Annotated in this window: 29 protein-coding genes and 1 pseudogene; 17 read left to right on the top strand and 13 right to left on the bottom strand. The window is 41.5% G+C overall.

Going from position 1 to position 22,108, the window contains the following annotated elements; translation table 11 throughout:
* Positions 1–39: 39 nt before the first annotated feature.
* From V7L31_RS01610 to V7L31_RS01600, 3 genes are all read left to right on the top strand, one after another.
* Entirely contained in the window at positions 40–813 is a 774-nt protein-coding gene (locus V7L31_RS01610) for an ERF family protein (protein WP_334694639.1), read from the top strand.
* 237 nt (positions 814–1,050) lie between these two features.
* Positions 1,051–1,392, top strand: a complete 342-nt coding sequence (locus V7L31_RS01605; RefSeq protein WP_334694638.1) for a hypothetical protein — start codon at positions 1,051–1,053, stop codon at positions 1,390–1,392.
* A 260-nt stretch (positions 1,393–1,652) separates the two neighbouring features.
* The gene (locus V7L31_RS01600) at positions 1,653–1,928 is read left to right on the top strand and encodes a hypothetical protein (protein ID WP_334694637.1); all 276 of its coding nucleotides are present in this window, start codon (positions 1,653–1,655) and stop codon (positions 1,926–1,928) included.
* Positions 1,929–1,931: 3 nt separating this feature from the next.
* On the opposite strand, the gene V7L31_RS01595 is transcribed toward V7L31_RS01600, so the two are convergent.
* Together V7L31_RS01595 and V7L31_RS01590 are read right to left on the bottom strand one after the other, a co-directional pair.
* On the bottom strand, positions 1,932–2,306 hold the full coding sequence (locus V7L31_RS01595) for a hypothetical protein (RefSeq protein ID WP_334694636.1): 375 nt from the start codon (positions 2,304–2,306) through the stop codon (positions 1,932–1,934).
* The gene (locus V7L31_RS01590) at positions 2,303–2,635 is read right to left on the bottom strand and encodes a DUF5674 family protein (protein WP_334694635.1); all 333 of its coding nucleotides are present in this window, start codon (positions 2,633–2,635) and stop codon (positions 2,303–2,305) included. Before V7L31_RS01590 ends, V7L31_RS01595 begins: the two co-directional genes overlap by 4 nt.
* A gap of 38 nt (positions 2,636–2,673) precedes the next feature.
* Here V7L31_RS01590 and V7L31_RS01585 point away from each other — a divergent pair, with 38 nt between their 5' ends.
* From V7L31_RS01585 to V7L31_RS01575, 3 genes are all read left to right on the top strand, one after another.
* Positions 2,674–2,883, top strand: coding sequence for a hypothetical protein (locus V7L31_RS01585; protein WP_334694634.1), 210 nt, complete (start codon positions 2,674–2,676; stop codon positions 2,881–2,883).
* 16 nt (positions 2,884–2,899) lie between these two features.
* On the top strand, positions 2,900–3,220 hold the full coding sequence (locus tag V7L31_RS01580) for a hypothetical protein (protein WP_334694633.1): 321 nt from the start codon (positions 2,900–2,902) through the stop codon (positions 3,218–3,220).
* A gap of 261 nt (positions 3,221–3,481) precedes the next feature.
* Entirely contained in the window at positions 3,482–4,762 is a 1,281-nt protein-coding gene (locus tag V7L31_RS01575; protein ID WP_442944341.1) for an ISNCY family transposase, read from the top strand.
* 498 nt (positions 4,763–5,260) lie between these two features.
* On the opposite strand, the gene V7L31_RS01570 is transcribed toward V7L31_RS01575, so the two are convergent.
* From V7L31_RS01570 to V7L31_RS01545, 6 genes and pseudogenes are all read right to left on the bottom strand, one after another.
* Positions 5,261–6,010 carry an SDR family oxidoreductase gene (locus V7L31_RS01570; protein WP_334694632.1) on the bottom strand — a complete coding sequence of 250 codons (750 nt, stop codon included), beginning with the start codon at positions 6,008–6,010 and terminating at the stop codon, positions 5,261–5,263.
* Positions 6,011–6,177: 167 nt separating this feature from the next.
* A pseudogene (locus tag V7L31_RS01565) lies at positions 6,178–6,652 on the bottom strand (GNAT family N-acetyltransferase); the annotation flags it as partial.
* Positions 6,653–6,906: 254 nt separating this feature from the next.
* Positions 6,907–7,986 (bottom strand): M4 family metallopeptidase, encoded by a 1,080-nt coding sequence (locus tag V7L31_RS01560; protein ID WP_334694631.1) that lies wholly within the window; start codon positions 7,984–7,986, stop codon positions 6,907–6,909.
* A gap of 227 nt (positions 7,987–8,213) precedes the next feature.
* On the bottom strand, positions 8,214–8,720 hold the full coding sequence (locus tag V7L31_RS01555; protein ID WP_334694630.1) for a hypothetical protein: 507 nt from the start codon (positions 8,718–8,720) through the stop codon (positions 8,214–8,216).
* A 258-nt stretch (positions 8,721–8,978) separates the two neighbouring features.
* The gene (locus V7L31_RS01550) at positions 8,979–9,437 is read right to left on the bottom strand and encodes a DNA-binding protein (RefSeq protein WP_334694629.1); all 459 of its coding nucleotides are present in this window, start codon (positions 9,435–9,437) and stop codon (positions 8,979–8,981) included.
* A gap of 260 nt (positions 9,438–9,697) precedes the next feature.
* Entirely contained in the window at positions 9,698–9,940 is a 243-nt protein-coding gene (locus tag V7L31_RS01545; protein WP_114080763.1) for a hypothetical protein, read from the bottom strand.
* A gap of 137 nt (positions 9,941–10,077) precedes the next feature.
* Between V7L31_RS01545 and V7L31_RS01540 the strand changes: the two genes are divergently transcribed.
* The 9 genes from V7L31_RS01540 to V7L31_RS01500 all read left to right on the top strand — a co-directional run bounded on the left by V7L31_RS01540 (position 10,078) and on the right by V7L31_RS01500 (position 14,508).
* A complete protein-coding gene (locus V7L31_RS01540) occupies positions 10,078–10,587 on the top strand; it encodes a hypothetical protein (protein ID WP_334694628.1) in 510 nt (169 codons plus the stop codon).
* 65 nt (positions 10,588–10,652) lie between these two features.
* The gene (locus V7L31_RS01535; protein WP_334694627.1) at positions 10,653–11,009 is read left to right on the top strand and encodes a hypothetical protein; all 357 of its coding nucleotides are present in this window, start codon (positions 10,653–10,655) and stop codon (positions 11,007–11,009) included.
* A gap of 121 nt (positions 11,010–11,130) precedes the next feature.
* The gene (locus V7L31_RS01530) at positions 11,131–11,571 is read left to right on the top strand and encodes a hypothetical protein (protein WP_334694626.1); all 441 of its coding nucleotides are present in this window, start codon (positions 11,131–11,133) and stop codon (positions 11,569–11,571) included.
* A gap of 199 nt (positions 11,572–11,770) precedes the next feature.
* Complete coding sequence (locus tag V7L31_RS01525) at positions 11,771–12,058, top strand: hypothetical protein (RefSeq protein ID WP_334694625.1); 288 nt, start codon at positions 11,771–11,773, stop codon at positions 12,056–12,058.
* A 45-nt stretch (positions 12,059–12,103) separates the two neighbouring features.
* Positions 12,104–12,481 (top strand): four helix bundle protein, encoded by a 378-nt coding sequence (locus V7L31_RS01520; protein WP_334694624.1) that lies wholly within the window; start codon positions 12,104–12,106, stop codon positions 12,479–12,481.
* 81 nt (positions 12,482–12,562) lie between these two features.
* Entirely contained in the window at positions 12,563–13,330 is a 768-nt protein-coding gene (locus V7L31_RS01515; RefSeq protein ID WP_334694623.1) for a hypothetical protein, read from the top strand.
* A gap of 262 nt (positions 13,331–13,592) precedes the next feature.
* Entirely contained in the window at positions 13,593–13,892 is a 300-nt protein-coding gene (locus V7L31_RS01510) for a hypothetical protein (protein ID WP_334694622.1), read from the top strand.
* A gap of 1 nt (position 13,893) precedes the next feature.
* Complete coding sequence (locus tag V7L31_RS01505) at positions 13,894–14,196, top strand: hypothetical protein (protein WP_334694621.1); 303 nt, start codon at positions 13,894–13,896, stop codon at positions 14,194–14,196.
* Between the two features lie 12 nt (positions 14,197–14,208).
* On the top strand, positions 14,209–14,508 hold the full coding sequence (locus V7L31_RS01500) for a DUF4351 domain-containing protein (protein ID WP_442944339.1): 300 nt from the start codon (positions 14,209–14,211) through the stop codon (positions 14,506–14,508).
* 133 nt (positions 14,509–14,641) lie between these two features.
* On the opposite strand, the gene V7L31_RS01495 is transcribed toward V7L31_RS01500, so the two are convergent.
* The 5 genes from V7L31_RS01495 to V7L31_RS01475 form a co-directional block, all read right to left on the bottom strand.
* Positions 14,642–15,898, bottom strand: a complete 1,257-nt coding sequence (locus V7L31_RS01495) for an AIPR family protein (protein WP_334694620.1) — start codon at positions 15,896–15,898, stop codon at positions 14,642–14,644.
* 73 nt (positions 15,899–15,971) lie between these two features.
* Positions 15,972–16,925, bottom strand: coding sequence for a cytosolic protein (locus tag V7L31_RS01490; protein WP_334694619.1), 954 nt, complete (start codon positions 16,923–16,925; stop codon positions 15,972–15,974).
* 239 nt (positions 16,926–17,164) lie between these two features.
* A complete protein-coding gene (locus V7L31_RS01485) occupies positions 17,165–17,416 on the bottom strand; it encodes a hypothetical protein (RefSeq protein ID WP_265276905.1) in 252 nt (83 codons plus the stop codon).
* Between the two features lie 19 nt (positions 17,417–17,435).
* Positions 17,436–17,669 (bottom strand): hypothetical protein, encoded by a 234-nt coding sequence (locus V7L31_RS01480; protein ID WP_334694618.1) that lies wholly within the window; start codon positions 17,667–17,669, stop codon positions 17,436–17,438.
* Between the two features lie 16 nt (positions 17,670–17,685).
* On the bottom strand, positions 17,686–18,636 hold the full coding sequence (locus V7L31_RS01475) for an RpoD/SigA family RNA polymerase sigma factor (protein WP_334694617.1): 951 nt from the start codon (positions 18,634–18,636) through the stop codon (positions 17,686–17,688).
* Positions 18,637–19,006: 370 nt separating this feature from the next.
* Between V7L31_RS01475 and V7L31_RS01470 the strand changes: the two genes are divergently transcribed.
* Positions 19,007–19,453: a hypothetical protein gene (locus tag V7L31_RS01470; RefSeq protein ID WP_334694616.1), complete on the top strand. Its 447-nt coding sequence runs from the start codon at positions 19,007–19,009 to the stop codon at positions 19,451–19,453.
* Between the two features lie 228 nt (positions 19,454–19,681).
* Positions 19,682–22,108 (top strand): strawberry notch-like NTP hydrolase domain-containing protein (locus tag V7L31_RS01465; RefSeq protein WP_334694615.1); only part of this gene is annotated, 2,427 nt, incomplete at its 3' end.

Here is a 22,108-nt window from a genome sequence, read left to right as displayed (position 1 = left end):
GATATCAATGAAAATGATTGGTAAAAGAGGATCTGGACAATGCAAGAACTAATCAAAGCTTTAATCAAGGCAAAGGCAGAGTTTAATCCCATTCAAAAAGACGGTACTAATCCTCACTACAAGCGCAAATATGCAACACTAGATGCTGTATTGGATGCTGTCACCCCCGGACTCAGTAAACATGGATTAGTAATAATTCAAACCACCGAAATCTTTGAAGGTCAGACAACACTACAAACTCATCTCTATCATGAATCTGGAGAGCGCATTACTAGCACTTATCCCTTACCTGAAATTAGTGACTCTCAAAAGTTTGGTGCAGCATTAACTTATGCACGCCGATATACGGTTTCTGCAATTTTATCGGTGACTGCTGATGAAGATAATGATGCTGAAGGCGTTGCTACTCCTAAAAAGACTGAACAACCGCAGAATAATGTTAGACCTCGCAAAGAGAATCAACAATACAGTATTCAACCAATAAAGCAAGCTATCACTTCACCAGCAATAAACCCAAAGGATTTGCGAGTCAAAGAAGTTCGCACACTTTTAAATTATCCACTTGATTTAGTCAAAGAATGGCTGCATTCTCGAAATGTTACGAGTCCAAGTGAGCTTGATAATCTTCAAGTCGATGAACTGGTGAAGACTATGTGTTTGGCTTGGGCTGGTAATAAGTTTGGGCATTTGAATCATGCTGTTAACTCGTATCAGAAACACGTAGTTGATACCGTAGCACGAGGGGTAGATGAAACAACAGCAATCAGCGCATGGATGGAAGGAGCGCTTGCACAATTGCCTGAACTTAATTGAAACAAACATTTCTTCTCATAACACCAATAGAAAAAACATCATGCCGAGAAAATCCACTCATTCCACTCCTACTGACAATTCCTCACTATGCCTACAGTATCTCCGACGTTGTGGGGGTAGCGCACGATTATGCAGCATCAACTTTAGTCTTAGTGTGATTCAAATGTTGGTCAATCAAAGAAAGGTAAAGATTATGAATAGAGGCGCAGGTTTCTATGTTCAATTGGAGAATGCTAAATGACTAACCACAAACAAGTTGTTTACCAATCTCAATTAGACCACAAGAGTAAATTGGTTCTTCGCCGCCGTACTAGGAGGAGATTCAACTCCAGGATTTTCATTGACCGCACCATAGAAACAACTGCAATCGTCTCTCTTCTCTTGACTGGCTTTTCAGGAGTAGGAGCGATGGGATGTTGGGGAATGGAGATTATCGAAATTAATAATCCCAACATAATTATCTCTGGCTGGCAATACCAGAAAAACAGAAGTCTTGGAGCTATGTTGGTCAGTTTTTCTGCATTCTTAGGCAGTTCTCTAGTCGGAGCTAGTTTCAGTATTCAACGAGATAAATTTTAGGGAGATAAACAACGATGGAAATCAAGTTAACCAGATCAGAGATTCGGACTATTTTGCAAGGATGTCAATATACGTTGCAGCTTGTGGGGAGTAGTAAGGATTATCGCAGGCTTCAGTCGTCCGAGTACTTTTCTACATCGAATGATGTGGTGCTAAATGATGCGTTCAATGTTTTGGGAGAAATAGTGAGCGCAGTTGAGCAGGTTGAACAAGCCACTGAAAAGTAAACAGAAAGAATCTAAATTTAGAGGAGTAAGAAAATGACATTAACTCTAGATAATCGCTCTCAAAATAAAGAATCGTCCTTGACTCAAGCATTACGGCAGATACAACAGCTAAACTCCAGAATTGCTGTGTTAGAGCAGGAACACCGAGATTATGTGCTGAAGCAGCAGAATTTGATTAATGCCATCGCTGAGATTTGCATTTCTCCGATGCAGGAAATAGAGGCGCTGCGGGTTCTGATCTATCGGGGAGAGGGAGACTGTCGGCGGTATTTGCGCTCGGTGTTGGTGAAGCGAAGGAAGGCTTTGTGAAGATTAGGCACTGAGTGATTCCGGTTCTGTGCGTGATATTTCCAAAACTCGCTGCAACCAATATGAAATTTGAACAGATGCAGATTGCTTTTGTTCGGCATCAGTCCAGATATCGTCCCAATGGAATAGCCAACGAGTCAGAAGACGAACTAAATCAACTAATTCACAGGCTCGGTCAATATCATCTGCCTTTACCATATCTGGTACAGTCCACTCAATAAAGTATCGGCTTTCATCAACCAAAGCCAGTATTAAATCCTCTGATGAGCCTTGAGTCCACAAAGATTGAATTTGTGACAAGTGTGTAGCTAGACGACGTAAACGTGTAGTCACATCATCTTGCATAAAAATTTGTTGCTTTGGTGTCACTTGGATCATAAATTTCCTAGGAACTCGTTAATCAGTTGAGCAACCCTTTCTCTAATTTTAGGGTCTAAAAGTTCCATTGATCTATTTTGCCGGGGACGAAGATTAACCATCGACTCATAAATGATTTTTCCATTTATCGGCATAAAACTGGCAGCCCAAATATCTTGTTGTCTACTGCCGTCATCTAGCAACTTTTCTTCACAATCAGCGTGTAGACCACCACCACCAACCAGCACCCGACGTTCGATATCAACTGCGGTTCTAATGTAAAACTTGTGCTGTTGCACCATTTGTTCAAGTTGCTCCGGGGTGGCGCGTTCGCGTAACAGCAAAATCATTTAGATCATAACCTCTATCAGGGAAAGGCATTCTAATTATGAAACAGAATCAAGCACAAGTAATTGTTGTAAGTCTGAGTAGCACATTAGCGGCCATATCTATCGGGTATTTAGGAGTACAAATTTTTGGTAAAAATACAATGTATACGATTACTACAGCCATGTTAGGACTAGGTACTGGGGGAGCTATCGGTCAGATTTTGGTAGAGAAAAGGCAGCAGCGAGTAGTACAAACACAGTCAAAATAAGGATAGGAGTAATCGTATGGAAACTTCAAAAGTTGTCAGTATTCCTAATCACTGGATATCACCAAAATACTCGTTCGGCCAGAGAACAAAGCAGGGAGTGATTGTTGGGATTCAGTATTATCCACCCAATAATCTACTGACTGGCTTATGTAAAGAATCTTGGCGTTATGCTGTCTTAGATAAAAACGATATTTCAGAAGTGTCACATCTTGAAGAGCAAAACATTTCCCCACTTACACCAAGCGAATTACGCGCTGAACTTCAAGCCAAAATTGAAGCGTATCAAATCGAAATTGTAAGTCGGCAGCAACAGTTGGAGACAATATCCAATACTTAAGTCGATGCCCACATACTGAGAAGCGTCTCTAATAATAGATGACTTGAGCAGTGTAGAGGCAACTTTTCACCAGAAATGGAAAAGTCCGAGTTAGAAGAATAATGCTCAACTTTTTACAAAAGATGCAGCAATTCTCATTATGAGAATAATTATCACTATCATTGCCATCTATGCAAAGTTTTCAGTTAAAGGTATGGTTTTTATATCCTTTAACTCGTAAGTGCAGGGGCTTTTTTGAATCAGCCAGGAATTTTTGATGAAATAGTGCAATACTTTCACTCAATCCTGAAAGATTTACCTGATAAACGAACAGGTAAAAACAAGTACTATCAGATGAGCGATGCAGGGTTAAGCGCGTTTTCAGTATTTTTTACTCAAAGCCCCTCATTTTTGGCTCATCAAAAATCAATGGCACAGAAGAAAGGGCATAACAATGCTCAAAGCTTATTTGGAATACATCAGATTCCCACAGATAACCATATCAGAGACTTGCTGGATGATGTGGAACCATGTGTGGTATTTCCAGTGTTTTATAAGATTTTTAGAGCATTGGAGCAAGGTAAGCACCTGGAAGCATTTCGCTCTTTGAAAAATAATTTATTGATAGCCCTGGATGGGACAGAATATTTTTCCTCCAATCAAATTCACTGCCAGCATTGTTCGAGCAGAACTTTTAGAAATGGAACAACCCAGTATTTTCATGCTGTAGTGACACCTGTAATTGTTTGTCCTGGTAATTCTCAAGTCATCCCCTTAATACCAGAATTTGTTGTGCCTCAAGATGGACATGATAAACAAGATTCTGAAAATGCGGCAGCAAAACGTTGGATTAAGAAATATGGTTTACAGTACGCATCTAGTGGGATTACCATTTTAGGAGATGATCTTTATTGTCATCAACCTTTGTGTGAACTACTTTTGGAACAACAGCTAAATTTCATCCTGGTATGTCAACCTAAATCACATAAAACACTGTATGAATGGTTAGAAGGAATGCCTATTGATACATTAAGTATTAAACGGTGGAAAGGCAAAATCTATGAGATTTATAACTACCGCTACGTTAATAAAATTCCCTTACGGGACGGTGAAGATGCCTTACTTGTCAACTGGTGCGAGTTAACTATCACTCGTGAAGATGGTACTGTAATTTACAAAAACAACTTTGCCACAAATCATCAAATTACTGATATTAACGTTGAGGCAATTGTATCGGCTGGTCGCACCAGATGGAAAGTAGAAAACGAAAATAATAATACACTTAAGACCAAGGGTTATAACTTAGAACACAACTTTGGACATGGGAAAAACCATTTATCTTCTCTATTAGCGACCTTTAATATTCTTGCATTTCTATTTCATACTCTACTTGACCTCACTTCGGAAAAATACCAATTTATTCGCCAGCATTTACCAACGCGCAAGACCTTTTTTGATGATTTACGAGCTTTAACTCGTTATCTCTACTTTGATAGCTGGGAAAATCTACTCGACTTTATGATCCACGGTTTGGAACTAGAGTTTCATCCCAACACAAGCTGAAAACATCATAATTGCGAGAATACTCACAATTCCGTGTAATGCATGGAAATTCTTCCTCATTCCATGTATTACACGGTAGATTCTTGTCCCTATCAATTTATTTAAAATAGCCAGACATCCCTTCAATTCAACATTCAGAAGCATTCTCAACAGATCCCAGGTTCCATCAGTTAGTTTTACTCTTCAAATATTGATAACCATTCTCATAATGAGAATTGCTGACAAAAGATGGCGATTTATCCCATACATTGAAGGCATGGGATAAATCGCCATTTACCGTAAGAATCAATAGTCAATAGTATCGAGTGCAATACTGCGTAGGTTTTGCATTTTTAACTCGGAATTGGATTTGGGGTAAAGGTTAAAGGTTTTTTCTTTCCCTTTTCCCCTTCCCCTTTTCCCCTTAACCGACAAGTATTGGTATCGAGTGTACGAAAATCGTGAGAAATTTGCGTAATGACTAATAACTTATGCCACTGCTTCAAGTCATGGTATAAGTTACCAAGCTACTGGTTCACCAAGATGGAAAAACCCACCACTGGGGCCATCATTTGGCAATATCGCTAATTCAACACCAGTTTTCGCACCTGATGCGATGTCCATCATTGCACCTTCACCACCTAATTCCGTTTTTACCCAACCCGGATGAGCGCTATTAATCTTCACCGGAGTATTGCGTAACTCGTGAGCTAAATGAATCGTGAATGAGTTCACTGCTGCCTTAGAAGCATTGTAAGCAAATGGTTTGGAATCATAGATGAATGAATTGGGGTCAGCATGAAGTGTTAACGAGGCTTCAATACTCGACATATTTACAATTCGACCACTAGGACTATTCAATATTAACGGCAATGCTCGTTGAGTTAATTCCACTAAGCCAAAAAAGTTTGTGTTAAATGTCTGTCGAATAATGTCTACAGAAATAGAACTAGCATTACTGGTTAACCAATCACCATCTAAAAATACACCTGCGTTATTGATCAAGACATCAAGTTTCCCAAAAGAGTTACTAATTTGTTGAATAGCAGATTCAATTTGACTACTATCAGTAACATCCAGGGCAATTGGGTGAGCTATTATTCCTTCGTTCTCTAAGTTACTCGCTGCTGTTTTAGCTGCATCTAAGTTTCGGGCCGCTATCAGAATTGTCAATCCATGTTGTCCAAGCTGACGACTCATTTCCAGCCCCAGACCCTTATTTGCACCAGTAATCAAAGCTACTTTGTTCTTTAGTTCGTCCTGCGCCATGATTAAGCACTCCTGTGTAGTGATGAATTTAGATCACATTTCAGAACAAGATGTTTAAGCTGAGTTTAAATACTGGGTTAATCCTCTCACAAAGTTTAAACGTTGAGAACCTAGAAGAAAGGCTAGGTTAAACAGCACACACTTGTTGGCAAAACAAAAAAATAATTCTGGCTATCATAAAATTCTTCTACTCCCGGTAGTGAATGCAATCCTACTCTACCTTCATACCCGTAATTCCATACTGCGGGTTCTGGCAAATGCCAAGAATGCAGTGCCAACACCTTTTAATTTTGGCGGACGTTGGATATATGCCCGATTCCAAGGTGCGGTAGCTATGCCATCAATGTATACCAAGCGTTTACCTTCTACCAAGCGAGAACCGTGCATTTGAGTTTCAATCAGCATTAACCCTTGAGTTTCACCTTCGTACTCAATTGCATAGCCTTCGCGGTTTGGTTGTCTGCTAATGACAAACTGTAGTTTAAATTCCCAATCCCAAAATTTATCTGATTGGTCGTGCAGTTTTAATTGTTCTTTCCACTTGTTGCCATAATCATCGACGTGCTTTTGCCATAGCTCCACTAAATCTGCTTCCACAATCGTGTTATCTTGACCGCGAATTAGTTTTACCAAAGGAACCATTGCACCCAAATTACCCTTAACAATTCAAAATTCAAAATTCAAAATTCAAACATTTTAGACATTTCAGACGGGGATTTAAACCCCGACTGAAATGGGTACTACATCTAAATGTAGGGGTCTTAAACCCCTTAATTTACAATGTTTGAACCTCGCATTGATGTGAAGTCACGCGATGGAAAGCTTCAACGAACTCTGCCTGAACCCCCCACACTCCTCTTCCCCTCTCTGCCTACACTATGCGTGAGAAATTCGGGTTAGATAACTCCTACCTTTTGCCAAGCATCCTGTACAGCTTTTTGCTCATCACTACCATTACCATAAAGTTCGCCAGCAACTTGAATGGTAACGTTGGCAGCTGTTTTAAAATCTGCCTGAGCATTCAAGCGGTCGCGTAAAGTTATATACCAGATTTTGCCAGCTTTTTCCCAAGCATAGCCACCAATCGCAACAGCCGCTAGATAAAAGGCATAGTTAGGGATTCCTGAGTTGATATGCACCCCGCCGTTATCATCAATACCAGTATATTTATCTTTGACATGGGCTGGTTGAGGATCTTTACCCAATAGTGGATCATCATAAGCTGTTCCTGGTGCTTTCATCGAGCGGAGGGCAATACCTTTAACAGTGGACGCTAAAAGACCTTGCCCAATCAACCAATCTGCCTCTTCTGCGGTCTGATTGTTGATCTTCTGTTTGACCAGGGAACCGAAGACATCAGAAAACGATTCATTCAGTGCCCCTGATTCACCATCGTACTGTAAACCCGCTTGATACTGGGTTACACCATGAGTTAGCTCATGCCCTATCACATCTATTGATTTCGTGAAACGTTGAAACAGTTCTCCGTCGCCATCACCATAAACCATCTGGTCGCCGTTCCAAAAGGCATTGTCATATTTAACCCCATAATGCACGGTGGAGTCTAAACGTAGTCCTTTGTCATCTACGGAATTGCGATCAAATATCTCATGAAACAAGTCATAAGTAGCACCCGCCGCATCGTAGGCTTCATTCACTGCTGCATCACTGCTTGGTGGATCTCCCTCACCCCGCACTAGTGTCCCAGGAAGTTGCTGTCCATATTTGGCATCGTAGATGGTGCGCCGCTTCTCACCCGCAGAAGGAGCAAAAGAGATATTACCGACAACGTTTCTCCGTCCGAGAAATTGTGCCGAAATATTTAATGTCTGAAAAGCCCAAGTCCGTTGCTGGGGATTGCCATTCACCACGACATTTTGAAGTATATGAGGCGGGACAATACAACAAATTGGGCATCTAGAGTGTAGTGAATGCTCATCCTTGAACCCGGCTAATTTCTTTTTCTTTCGAGCCATCTAAGATATTCTCCTTTTGAAGCTAAGTGATTCTTATCGGTTTCAATAACTTATCGAACAGAATTCAGGAATCAGAATTCATTCACAATAGCTGAATTCTGACAGAAATTGCGGTGCTTCTGGTGCGTCCGCAAAGCGAACGCTGTTTTGTGGTGCAACAATTCAGTCGCTAGTCCCAATCCCCGACTGAAAATTTTAGTTTATGCCCTTCATAATTATTCCCTTCATCATTTGAGTGTGATTGTGGCTATCAACTTCATTTTTTCGAGAACACAATCAAGGAAATGAAGTTGATAAGTAAACAGAAAAAAACTCTCCTTTGTGATGGAGCAGATCCAAAACACACTATTGTATTTGAGCATGGATTGATGGTCGATATTCAGCGCCCTAAAAAAAAGAAGAAGAAAAACTTGCAAAATAAAAAATAGAAAGCTTGGGAAATAAATTTCAGCATCAGTTATGAAAAGCTTGTAGGGGTAAGATGTAGGGAATCCCATACTTAAAAACAGGCGTTCTGTGAGCATCAGAAGCTCTCGATCCCACTTCATAAAAAAGCCCCAAAAACGGGGCTTTTTTTCATCCCTATTTTTTTTCGTCAAGTGGGCCGCTTTTCGCGTGACACCCATTCTGTATGGCTTTGAGTACTGTCCCTGCACGCTTATGTCACAGAGCAACTGTGCCGCTTTTTGTGACATTAACGGAAACACAAGGGTTCTAGGCGTTGCTAACATCATGCCGCTTTTTGTGACATCTATACACAGCAAGGTTTTTGGATGTCACGGCACACCTGCCGGAATTCTGTGCCGCTTTACGACAGAGCAGTGCAAAAAAAAGAGCGGCTAGAAATTAGAATTCAGGAGTCAGGAGTCAGGAGTCAGGAATCAGGAGTCAAAAATCAGGAAACAAGAAAGGTATTCTGACAGAAAAAGTCCTGCTTTCTAGAGTTTGGTAGAGAGCGTTTTAATTTCTGGTTCTGAATTGTGAATTCATCTTTAAGAAGCGGCATTTCCTAATTCCAGCCATCTAATTAGTTCTTGTGGGGGAATAATTCTCGATACAGAGAAGGGAATACTGTGTTTTTCAGCCCAACGATAGACAGTTCGCAAGCTGATTTTACGCCTAGTTCTGTCGTAGATAAAATTCGGAAGTTCTCGCCCAGATAATGGAAAATCTGGTTCTTCTAGGTTGATGCCAAATTGGGCAAAACGCTCTTGATCCCTTTTGAGTAACAATGAAACGTCTGACAAAGAATACCTTTTGAATAGATTTTGACTTTTGAGATATGCAAGCCCTAGCAAATAGCAGCATTCTTTCAACTTTACCTGTCGGGCGTACTGCTGTACACCACATATCCTTAACCATTTTCGCCAAGCTCTAATACTAATGTTTTTACCTAAAACGTGTTCGCAAGCTGTTTTTACCCAAGCAAGATTATACATATCTTGATACATATTGCCTCCATTAAAGAAGAAGTCAGAAGTCAGAAGTCAGCAACCTTGAGGCTGCGTTATCCGCCAGCGATGCACTGAGTTTCGGCTACGCGGTAATCGAGCGACTTGCACTGAGCGGTGTCGAAGTCAGTCGAGATTCAACTACCGCTATTCGTTGTGTCGCACAAAATACCCTACTGAATTCTGGCTCCTGACTCCTGAATTCTGAATTCTATTTTGATATTCTAATGCCCAGGTTTTCCCTGGGCGCTCCGTCTTTGTTAGTCTTCTACAGCCTCAGAGTCATTCACCGCCTTAGAACGAAGACGTTTGTTAATCATTCTCTTGTTACTGCGCTCGACATAAATGCCAAAACCGTTTTCCCAAAATACACGGTGCAGTTCTGATAATTTCCAACCCTCAAACTCGGCCAGCTCCTCCGCTTCTTCAAATAGTGCTGTTGGCACGTAAAGTTCAATCCTGGTCATTCCCTGTGCTTTTGTTCTAGGCATTGTTGCATCCATATTTAATCACCCAGATTATCAAATGAGATTGGTTATGGGACAAGAACCCTACAAATAAATATTTTTAGGTTCTTATGTGATATGAAGCTAATATAGACTATATTAGTGGTGTAGTACCATATAAGAAACAAAATAACATGGAGAAAATCAAACAGATACTCACTTTGCAAGGGATTGAGTTTGATGAGGAGGAGATTTTATCTGCCGCATCAGCTATTGGCATGGATGTCGATAATTTGAATGATGCCGAAGCCCAAGAAGTAGCAATTCAAGTTGCACAAGCCAAGAAATCAACTGCCCTGACCACTGCTAATGGCAAGTCCAAGAATAGCAACGGTAAATTAGGTAAAAACTCACCCCGCCGTAAATCTACTCCTCCATTGCAAGGAGCGATCGCTCACGCATCTCAGGTTTCAAACCAAGAAATTCAATCTTTGGAGGATGTTCTCAACGTTGGGATTGACGCTTACACAACTGATAAAGCCGACCAGTTGTTATCAACGATTCGCAATGCTCCCAAGGATGTAGTGAGTAAGTTTGTATCTATTGCGATGGAGGAAGAAGCTGACGTAGATTCCTTTCGTGCAATCGGTGACGAACTCGTTGCGGGTATTTTCGGCGCTCAGTTCACAAATGCAGCCGAATAAATTCATTGGATTAGCAGCAGTACTAAATCTGCTGCTATTGACCCTCGTTTTGGGCGTGGCAATATATGGAGCAACAAGACCAAACCCATCGCAAAGCATTAAATATTCACCTGAAGAAGGACGGGGAATTGAATCTGTCAGGGCTGACACTAGAAAATCTGACAACAGAAGAATTCCTGGTAGTCCAGCAAATTATTGATGAGTCGAGAGTGCGATCGCAGTCCAATAGGCAGATTGAGGAGTTAATGCAACGAGGGATGATGGCTCAAACTGCGATCGCAGCTTTTACTGTATTGATGTTTTCATTCATGGGGATATATGGCATAACCCGGTACATCGGGTCACAAGTTCAACAAGTTCAGCAGACTTATACGCAGGAGTCAGGAGTCAGGAGTCAGAATTCAGGAGAACGGAATAGGTAGATTTGAAAAGTGAAAATTCAATATTTTATAGCCTGTTCGTTTAGTACTACAATTCTTTATTCTGACTCCTGGCTCCTGGCTTCTGACTCCTGAATTTTTTAATTAATAATCGGAGGAAATTATGTTAGGGAAATGGCTTCCTGGTTTATTTGGCGGGAAAGGTGATGGAGTAGTATCAACGGATTTAAGAGTCGGGGATGCAACACAAATTGAAGGAAACCTCCCTTCATCAATCCGCTCACGCTACACATTGCCAGCTTACACTACAGCACAGCAGGTTCTGGATGAAGCAGAAGTGGCTGGCAATTTGAAAGCACAGAAGTGGCTACATACAAAGTTCTCCCGGCACAAGCTCAAACAGTTGCAATCTTTGGCAGAAATGTATAAAAACCAATTGGCATATTCCCAAGAAGCCATGAAGGTTGAGGAAGATTTGCAGCGAACCAGGGGATTACATGGGGAGGCAGTGATCCGTCATGCCTTTGGTTCTATTGAGCAGCAGCGTCAGTTGGGGGGATATGAGAAAGCATTTGATGAAGTGGGTGATAGTTTCAGGTTTTGAAAGATGCTAAAAAAAACTTTTAGATTTTGTGGTGATACTTACACGGTAGAAGAAAACTGTCAACCAGAACCCCCGGACAAAGAGGCATATATTTGTCGAAACACCAAAGGAGATAATTTATACTTCTCCCGGACTGAGATTAGGGACAGCATTGTTGTGCTTGTGCCTCCCCAAAATTGTTAACGGGAGCTGGCTATATATGCAGATAAAACTATCTTTTGTTGGATATGCAGTTTGTGGAGTGGGCTTATCAATGTTGATGGGTTTTCTATCAGTTGCTAGCCCAGTCAGTCAATTCTTAGTGTGGATCATCAGCATGATTTGTATTTGTGGTTTGGCGGTGGGGTTGTTTAACTTCGCTGGCTTAGTCGTCAAAGGTTTTGGCTTCAACCGCAAGACTTTCACCATTGGGTTAATGCCTGGAGTGATATTTCTGTTTATCTTCTTGACTTTAGTTGCAGCTGGTGTTGCCTTGGGGGTGCGTTAATGTTAGGGGAAAAGGGAAAAGGGAAAAGGGAAAAGGGGGAAATAAATGGAGAGAAAGAAAGTTGAGAGTTTTGAAGATTTAAGAGTGTGGCAAAAAGGAATTGAGTTAGTTAAATGCATTTACCTAATTACTAAAGAAGGTGAGCTAAGTAAAGATTTCGGCTTAAAAGACCAATTAAGACGAGCTTCGGTTTCGATACCCACAAATATTGCGGAAGGGTTTGAGCGATATTCTCGAAAAGAATATGTAAATTTTCTAAATATTGCGAAAGGATCTGCGGGAGAAGTTCGGAGTCTGTTGAGAGTCGCATTAGAAATTGGTTATTTAGAGCAACAAACTTATTTACAACTTTATAACCAAGCTTTAAATTTAAGTCGGATGTTATCTAGTCAAATTCAATCTATAAATCAATCACCAAAGTAATATAATCTTACCCTTTCCCTTTCCCCTTTTCCCCTTTCCCTTTTTCAGGTCAAAGTTAATTGAAAATTTCGAGAGTGAATTATGGGATTTGAATTACAACGTCTGACTGCCAGTGGGGTGATTCATGCAGAACGGACTATCTTATGTTCTTTAGGAGCGAGTGCAGTATTATGCCTGTCTGCTCCTTTTTTCTTAAACACTGACAGAATAACAACCGGGATGCTACTTGGTGCTGGAACGATAAGTGCTGGCTTATTTGGAGTCTCTGCCCAAATCAGCGAAGGCAAACAGAAAGTATACCGCTCTTTAGAAGAAGCTGACCTGAAATCCCTCAAGCAGCATTTACAAGGTGAGGCTGTTTATGATTATGTTACGACTGCGATCGCTGCCAAACGCCGAGTTGCTGACTATGTGAATCGGCTACCAGTGCAAGAGCGCCCCCGGTGGATTGCTGAATATCAGTTGCAAGGTCTAGTAACTCTTCCAGAACCACCAGCGCAACAATCACCCTCACCGACTGGTATTCCCAATCCCGATATTGCTGACATTGATGAAGAATTTGTGCAGTCCGTGATTAATCCGGGTGCGATGAAAGTTCTCCAAGCGATCGCAGCAAATTACCCTGGTTACATCAGAATTGATGGTGCTTGGATTGATGAATTGTGTGATGCTGCATCTAATCAAGATATGACTCTTCGCAGCAATCACCATTTTTACCTTTCTGGTGGAACACAGTCTGGCAAATCAACTTTAGCAGGGGTGATTATCAACAAAATTGCTGCAAAATCTCAAACACCAGCAATTGTGATTGGCAGCGATCCAAAAGATGAGAGTATAGGAAACAAGTAGCAATCGCTCACCGAAAAACTCACAATTATTGTGTCGTTTGCCTGACTAATAAAAGTGAAGAGATTCATCACGCTTACTATGGCAATGATGTTATTGGAGTCTCAACATTTCCTACATGCTACCGTTGTCATAATGATACTTGTCATAGTCCAATCAACTGGATTAAGAATCCTAGTAATCCCGTTTGGGGGAATCGTAATACTGATGAATTTATTACCAGGCTACGACTAGGATATCAATTACTTTATGGAGGAATCATACTATGATTAAACTGTTACTAAAGTATGCGCCTGATTCCGTTGTGGATGCGGTTAATTCTATAAGCTTGGCAGAATTAGATAAGCGAGGTTTAATAGTGTGGGCTGACGCAAGGCCGCTAGAGCCACATTCGGAAAAATCAGCATTTAATTTAGCTTCTCGTTTCACTGAAGTAACGCCTGATAATTTTCTAGAAATTTTCAAAACCATAGCTCAAATATACACAAACTACGGCGATTGTTTAGCTTTAAGATACTTAATGGAGCTTTCCGCAGAATACTTTGAATTAATTGGAGTTGAATAAAATGTACAACGAATACGACAATTTGAGTTTTGAAGAACAATTACACCTGACTGAATCCCTGATCAGACAGCGACACAATCAGCAGATGTTCTTGCGCCAAAATGCCCAACTGTTGCAGCAGGAGTTAAACTTTGAGGCTGAACTGTTAGAAGATAATCCAGAGTTAGCCCAGACAATTCATTCTTTTAATATACAGGAGATTCAAGCCCAACAGCAAGGATTATCTGGTGTTATGCAAGGGGATTCAACCCCTAAAGGGCAAAGTGTCTGGAGTAAGTTTTTTCCGGGATTGGGTGGGAGATAAATAATTTTGGTAATGTCTCAAACTGAAGAATCAGACGACAGGGAGTTAGTTATGCGATTAGCACCACTTTATCAGCAAGACCGAGAACAAGCTAGACAGGAAGGGCGAGAAGAAGGACAAGTAGAGCGAATTAAGCAAGGTGAAGAACGTTTAATTATACGTCAACTAAATCATCGTTTTGGTGAGATTGACTCTTCACTACTTGAGCGAATTCGAGGTTTATCTACTGAGCAATTGGAGACTTTAGGAGAAGCCTTTTTAGATTTTTCATCTCTCACTGATTTAGAAACTTGGTTAGACCAAAATCTCTAAATCAAGAAGATTTAGGGCAACAGAAAAAGGCTTCGCCGTGAGCGCTACTTCTCTTCTTAAGCTGCGCCCTAAGCGTAGCTATGCCGCAGGCTTTACGACAAAGTTTACAGGGAGTCATTCGAACGATAAAAAGCTATCTGAGAACAGTAGTTGCACCATCATTTTTACCTTTTGCCCTCTTGTTTGCACCTTGTGTTACCTTCGGTTCTTCTTGCTTACTGGAGTTGACCATTTTAACCAAGTGCTGATTCAGATAACTTTGCGCCGAGATATACAGACTTTCCCAAATTTCTTGATTGCGGCTGATTTTTGTACCGACTGTATTCCCTGCTGTTTTCTCCGACACCAAATATTTACGGAAATAGTTAGTCCACAAGTGTTGCAGAAAATCTTCGGCGAATTCGTTAAACGGCAGAATCCATTTATAGTCCTTATCCAAAAATACCCGATAGGACGCAATTATTGGTAATGCCAGGTCAGTTGGCGCACCAAACCCAAAAGAATACTTGCTGTCAGGCAACAACGTCGTTTTACGTATATCTATTGATGCTAAATCGTTGGCACCCTTTCTTCTGGGGTTGCTGATATATTCTTGGATTATTTCATAAAGTCTTTGCTCTATCCACAAAGCTTGAGAAAGTAGAGGCAGTAAAGCGGTTAATCTTTCCCTTTCTGCATCTGTGATGTTACTTGGAAGACTCATTCCTGCTGGGTGTTTGGTTCGTTTATTGCCGTCGGGATTGTATTTATTTCTGTCGAGGCAATAAAGGAGCTTGAGCAAATGGGTAACATTACACTGGGCGTTTCTAGGAGCGCCGCTTTGGTTTTGATAATAAGCGATGCGGAATTTTCTATCTTCCTTCTGTTCTAACTGGGCTAGGTACTGCTTGATGAATTTGTAATCACCCCTAGCGTTGACTTTGGAGCGAGAATCTACTGGCGTTGTAGTATTACTTGCTAGAGCTATATCTTTGGCCGATTCTTCAGTCAGTCCGATGTGAATCGTAACTTTTACTCTGGCTTCGGTTAAATTGTAGTTGTAATTTTTCGCTTGCTCAAAAGCTAAAACTGTATGTCCTCCGTTAATAATGCCGTCGCTGCCACCCTCGTTAGCTTCTAAGACTTCTAGCTCTAGCTCAGTTTTGTTCTTGACAGGTTTAGTTTTATTGGCTGACAGAACGATTCCACTGTGGCGAGAGAAGAATTTTGCAGGTTCGGTCGTTAGTGAGTCGAAGATTTGTCTGTAGGTCGCGCTTTTGCGGTTCGGTTCCCGGATGTTCGGTTCTAGCGGCAGGTCTATAGGGAACGAGTCTACATGGGCGGTGGCGATGATGCAATTGGGGTTGGCTTGAAAATAGTTATCTATCTTAATATTCCAAGTCTTGGGCATAGTTTGTTTTCGTTAAATTCGTTTTAGACTTATGGAGAAAGGAGAGGATAGGTCTATTGGGCGATGCTCAATCTCATTGCTGGGTATCGGTTGTGGGCGATTGATAAATTTGACGCAATTCGGAAATAGTACTCACCGTTTCTAGCCCTGAAAGAATTGCTCTTAATTGCTCCACATCTTCAATTGTTGAAATGGATGGTAACAGGCTTAACCCAACAGTCCCAAATCTCAGTTTTAACCCTAATTCAATCCCTTCTAGTAGTCCTAACCGAATCCCACTGCGTTCAAAAGAAGTAACATACTGCATACGTTGCTCTGCCTCCAATTGTTCTACTTCAAAAAGAAACTCTCCTTCTAAATCTGAGGGGAGTGTCAATACCCAGTCTACAAAAGCCAATAAGTTTAGAACATCCTCACGCTCAAAACCCTGCTGGTATAATCTCCGCACTAAACTTAGTTTCTGCTGCTTACGTTGTAACCTGTCGCTAAGAGTTTGTAATGCTGCTAAATGTGCCATCACTACAGTCGCCAAAGGGTTACGGCTGGCTTCTAATTCCGACTGACGTTGTTGATAGTCTAGCAATTTGACAATTGGAAACTGAAACTCAACTTTAGTGCCAAACAACTCGTAACCAAACCGATTTGGTCGCCAGTTTACCTGCTCATCACCTAGAATTGCCAAGGATGCCACCGATCGCTTATATCTATCGTAGATGCGGTAGTTATAGGTAAACATCCTTTCGCTAAAGTCTGACTCTGACTGGGATTGGATTTCTAAATGTATCAGTATCCAGGATTCTTCGCCACCAATGCGGTATATTTTTACCAGTTTATCTGCAAGTCTTTTCCCTAATTCGGCATCACGCACTACCTGCTCTAATTCTTTGTCCAAGAACTCAGGCTGTCGAGTCCAATCTATTTCCCTATGTGCTTGCGGAAAGAAAAACAGCATGAAGTCTTCAAAATACAGTTGTAATATCTGTTTCCACGGCGAATCATATTCGGTTTGAGGGTTGGTATTGGTCATACTCGTTCCAGAACGAACTCACGCCCCTGATTGTATTACTACTTGTGAGCCAGTGTATGATTTGAGAATTGTGTTGAAGTTGCTTACCAATTAATCTTAATCTGGGAAGTTTTCTTAATCCCACAGATAAATCGAAGAAGAAAATATGTTTAATGTGAATTCATTAGAGTTACCTTTTACCTGTTTGAATTAGGTTGGGCGAATGAGCGCACTGCTTCACTCACCCAAGAGACAACAAATCATCCAGCTATGTCTTTACCACTCTTATAGTTCATCGCTCTGGGTTTCCTCTTGCCTATAGGGACTATTTTCGATTGCTTGGGAGGTTGAGGAGGGCGGCATTTCTCGCAATATAGAGGTCGGACACCAAACGTTTCTCGTTGTGTGGGTTGTTCACACTGCTTACACACAAAGTTAAAAACGCGAGTATGAATTTCCCGCTTGTGCGCTCTGACGGTGTACTCTCGGACTTCAATAGTTTTGCTGGGCATCGGTTCTGTAATCGGTGTTCTATTTATAAGAATAGTTTCTGGCATCAATATATTCATGCACCATTTGAGTGAAACAGTGACAATCTGATGGTTTTTCGCCAGGGACTAAGCAGAGGTAATCGCCACCAGAAAGTGCGGGTACGCGATCGCACTCCTGACAGCCGCAATTGGAGGCATCTAAAAAGGCAGTCGCGGTTTGCTCTGAGTCTTTGGAGTAGCGAATTCGAGTTATATAAATGAAACTAGAGTTCAATAACCCTTAGTTAGTTCTAATTAAGAAGATAGTCTTTAATCTTGTTTTGATGAGAGCGCAAAATTTTTAAAGCAAGATGTTCAGTTTTACGAATTGTTTCTCGACTAAGATTTAGGCGTTTTGCAACTTGACTCAAAGTTAATTCTTGATTATCTGACAATCCAAAACGTAGAGTCAATACTTCTCGTTGCCTTGGCTTAAGCAATGCCAGCAACTCGCTCAAGTCCTGGTGTAAAAACTCTTGAGTTATTTGCTCATCTAAAGAAATGCTATCCATCGGTAAAATATCGACTAGTTCACTTTCACCCTCATTTCCCACTCTCATTTCTAATGAAACTGGAGACTTGGAAACCTGAAGGTAATCTCTTATTTGGCTTGGCAATAGATTCAACGATTCGGCAATTTCTGCTACAACCGGAGGACGACCCAAAGACTGAGACAGTTGCTGCTGTATTCTCCTGATTTTGTTTAACTTTTCGTTGATATGAATTGGTAAACGAATAGTGCGAGACTTATCTGCTATAGCACGTGTTATTGACTGGGTAATCCACCAATAGGCATAAGTTGAAAGTTTGTAGCCCTTGTTTGGATCAAACTTTTCAACGCCACGGTATAAACCGAGTGTACCTTCCTGGATCAGATCAAGAAATTCTAAGTTTCGGTTCTGGTACTTTTTAGCGATCGCCACCACCAGCCGTAGGTTAGCAGTCACCATTTTCTGCTTTGCTCGTTCCCCTTGATGAAGAATTGACTCCACTTCAGCTTCGCTTTGCCCAAGTGAGGTAGCTAATTCTCTTGTGGTTGGTTCTCGGTTTAGTTGAAGTGCGAGGCTTGAGCGCTGTTCTTCAATCGCCATCATCTGCTGCAACGCCCTTGCGTTTGTAATTTCTTGCTCAGGAGTTAGCAGAGGGTAGCGTCCGATTTCTTTGAGGTAGGAGCGAACTAAGTCCGTAGTTGGGCTGGGCATACTTTCAATTAATTGTGACGAATACTTTTATTTCTCGTTTGAATAGAATCTTTTATTTCAAGAATTAGCTAACAAATCAAATCTTAACCATAGACTTAATCCCAATGTTTATCTTTGAAAACAAATTTATAAATATAATACTTTAAATCTTCAAATAAGTAAATACTAAAAATTGCTTTATTTTATAACTAAGCTTTAAAATAACGGAGAAATATAGCTGAATTAAATCAGAGATATGCTACGCGAAATTTTGAGTGGAATCCTCTCTTAAAGAGAGAATATGTTCAAATTCGCTTCATATTTGAACAAGGCTTAAGAACGCTTTGCGTAGACCAGTTGAAAATTACAAATACTTAGTTGAGAAATAATCATGGATATGCAATCTCTACTCACTTTGACAATCGTAGCTATCTTTTGGGCATTCGTTACTCTCGTTATGTTCCAGTTCATTAGCGGACTCTTTGTATCGACTGCTTACGCTAGTAATGTGGTTTCAGTTAGCAATGGAAATATAGCCGCTTCTAAAATCCCATCAGTATCAGAAATAATCACACCACAAGTTCAGACTTTTGAGAAATTGCCAGATCCTTGGATGTTAGAGGATGAAGTTGTTTATTATACAAGTAATGAAGCAGTTGTTCTCTCATCCCCTGCATTGAGATTGCTGCCTCCAGTTAAAGAAATTTCACCACAACCAAAACGTACTACTCGTTTAAACAAAACTAATAATGTTGCCAACAAGTCACCGAAAACTAAAAAGGCTGATGTAAATTCTTCAGGCAAGCGCAAGCCAAGTAGACCGCGTAAAACTGCATAAAAGTCACTCAACTATAACCTCCGATTGGTGATCAACGGAGGTTAGCCTGTTTGATAGCTAACAAAACCCACATATTAGACTTCTTGGCATTTGTAGGGAAAAGGAATAAGAAGAAACCTTTCCCCTTTAACATGAACTCCTTTTCCCACAAGAGTGCAAAAGTCACTTTTGCATTCAAGTCTATTAGCTTCGCTTTTTCAAGAGTGAAAATTAAAATTATATAGTCCAATGGTACAGCAACTTTTCACTCAAGGTTCTTTATTCGATTTGCAAACAGTAATCGATTATGGGCAGTCAGTTATTAGTGTTGCCCAAGAGCTTGCAAAAGTTTTAATAGATAATCGCCCTCTCTCTACGAAAACTGTTTCTTCCCAGATGAATCGCTACTTTCTAGGCACTGCCGCGTCTGGTGCATGGCAATGGAAAGATGCTTACGAAGCTGTGGAAGTGGCGCAAATATTATATCTGCGTCATCTGGGAATTAGGATTTTATCACAACAACCTCAAGTGGTTGTGCAACAATTAGAAGAATTAACAGCTCTCTGCCCAACCCAAACACGGCGCAGTGAAGAATCAGTACAGCTTCAGCAATTCTCCACCCCTCTGCCGCTTGCTTATTTGGTAGCCAAAGCAGGATTTATACAAGCTACTGATTTGGTGCTGGAGCCAAGTGCCGGAACTGGCCTATTGGCACAAATGGCTAAACTGCACAGTGCAAGTCTGATGCTCAACGAGCTTGCACCCGATAGATCGAAGATTCTGCGTCGGTTGTTTCCAGGTACACCGCTATTCTCTGTAAACGCGGAACAGATTAACGACTATCTGGTTGGCAAGACTCAGCTCTCAGTTGTTCTGATGAATCCACCGTTTTCGTCGTCCCCGAAAATCAACAGTCGCAATCCTGACGCAACAAAGAGGCATATCAACTCGGCATTGCAAAGACTGGCTGACGGTGGACGATTGGTAACAATCACAGCCAATTGGTTCTCTCCCAATAGTCCTACTTGGCGAGAAACTTTCCATCAGTGGCAAGATAAAGCGCGAGTTCTACTGTCTGTTGGGGTCAACGGCAAAGTGTACTTCAAACACGGGACGACGATGGAAACCCGAATTACGGTAATTGATAAAGTCCCGGCTGATAATCACGGGCAAATCCCCTGTATTTCCGAAACTTTGGACTTGCCCGAACTGCTAGCGTTGATTGAGCAATTACCTAAGCGATCTCCGTGGGAACGCTCAGAAAAAGTCAAAGCTGCTACGGCGAAGGCAATTGTTGTTCAATTGCCAAAACGTATTACAGTTGCACAACCAGAAACAGTTTCCTTTCTTCCAGACGATGTATTAGTGTTGGAATATGAAGTCGTCGAATGGTCTGCTACAGAAGGACTTAAAGATACTTTATACGAAACATATCGCCCACAGCGAATCCGAATAAAGGACGCTTTACCTCATCCGTCCCTACTGTGTGAAAGTGCAGCCCTAGCACTTGTCTCGCCACCAGCACCAACTTATAAACCGCATCTTCCTAGCAACATTATCACACAAGGCTTGTTGTCAGAGGCACAACTTGAAAGTATCATCTACGCTGGTTTTGCCCACTCAGAATTTCTGTCTGGGTCTTATATTGTCGATGATTCTTGGGATAATGTGACTGTTGCGGCTCAGGGTGAAGAAAATGCCGTAAAATTCCGGCGTGGCTGGTTTCTTGGCGATGGGACGGGTGCCGGGAAGGGTAGACAATGTGCAGGAATCATCCTCGACAACTGGTGTCAGGGGCGGCAAAAAGCCATTTGGGTATCCAAAAGTTCTGCCTTAGTTGAAGATGCCCGTAGGGACTGGTGTGCGCTCGGAGGTAGTGAAAAAGATATCATACGTTCTCAAAAGAATGGCAAAAGTCGGCTCAAGCAAATCGTTGAGTGGGCAGGTAAGGACTTTGAGGGAACGATCGCATTTGATGAGTGTCACGCGATGGGCAATGCAATGGCACAAGAGGGTAAACTGGGCATGGTTGCAGCATCCCAGCAAGGCATTGTTGGGCTGCGGTTGCAAAACGCATTACCGCAGGCACGGGTTGTCTACGTATCAGCAACCGGAGCGACGAAGGTTTCCAATCTATCTTATGCAAATCGCCTGGGACTTTGGCAGACTGGGGATTTCCCGTTTACCTCCCGTGAGGATTTTGTGGAATCCATTGAGGGCGGTGGTATCGCCGCGATGGAGATTGTGGCTAGAGATTTGAAAGCACTCGGTCTGTATTTGGCGCGGAGTCTTTCATTCGAGGGAGTTGAGTATCAGACTCTCGAAATTGAGTTAACGCCCACGCAGGAACGGAGTTATAACAGCTATTCTGATGCTTTTCAAGTTATTCACCATAATTTAGATAAAGCTCTGGAAGCTTGTAATATCTCTGGTGACAAGACTTACAACCGTGCTGCAAAGATGAGCGCGGTGTCGCAGTTCGAGTCGCACAAGCAAAGATTCTTCAATCATCTGCTGACCGGGATGAAATGCCCTACCCTGATCAAAGCGATTGAGCAGGATCTAGCCCAAGGTCTTGCAGTTGTCATTCAAATAGTTTCGACTAATGAAGAACTTTTGAAACGACGACTTGATGAAGTTCCTGCTTCGGAATGGAAGGATCTCAATCTTGACTTG

This window comes from Nostoc sp., assembly GCF_036916655.1.
Lineage (GTDB): Bacteria > Cyanobacteriota > Cyanobacteriia > Cyanobacteriales > Nostocaceae > Nostoc.
Note: the sequence above shows the minus strand (reverse complement) of the source record. Positions and strands in the feature narration are given on the sequence as shown.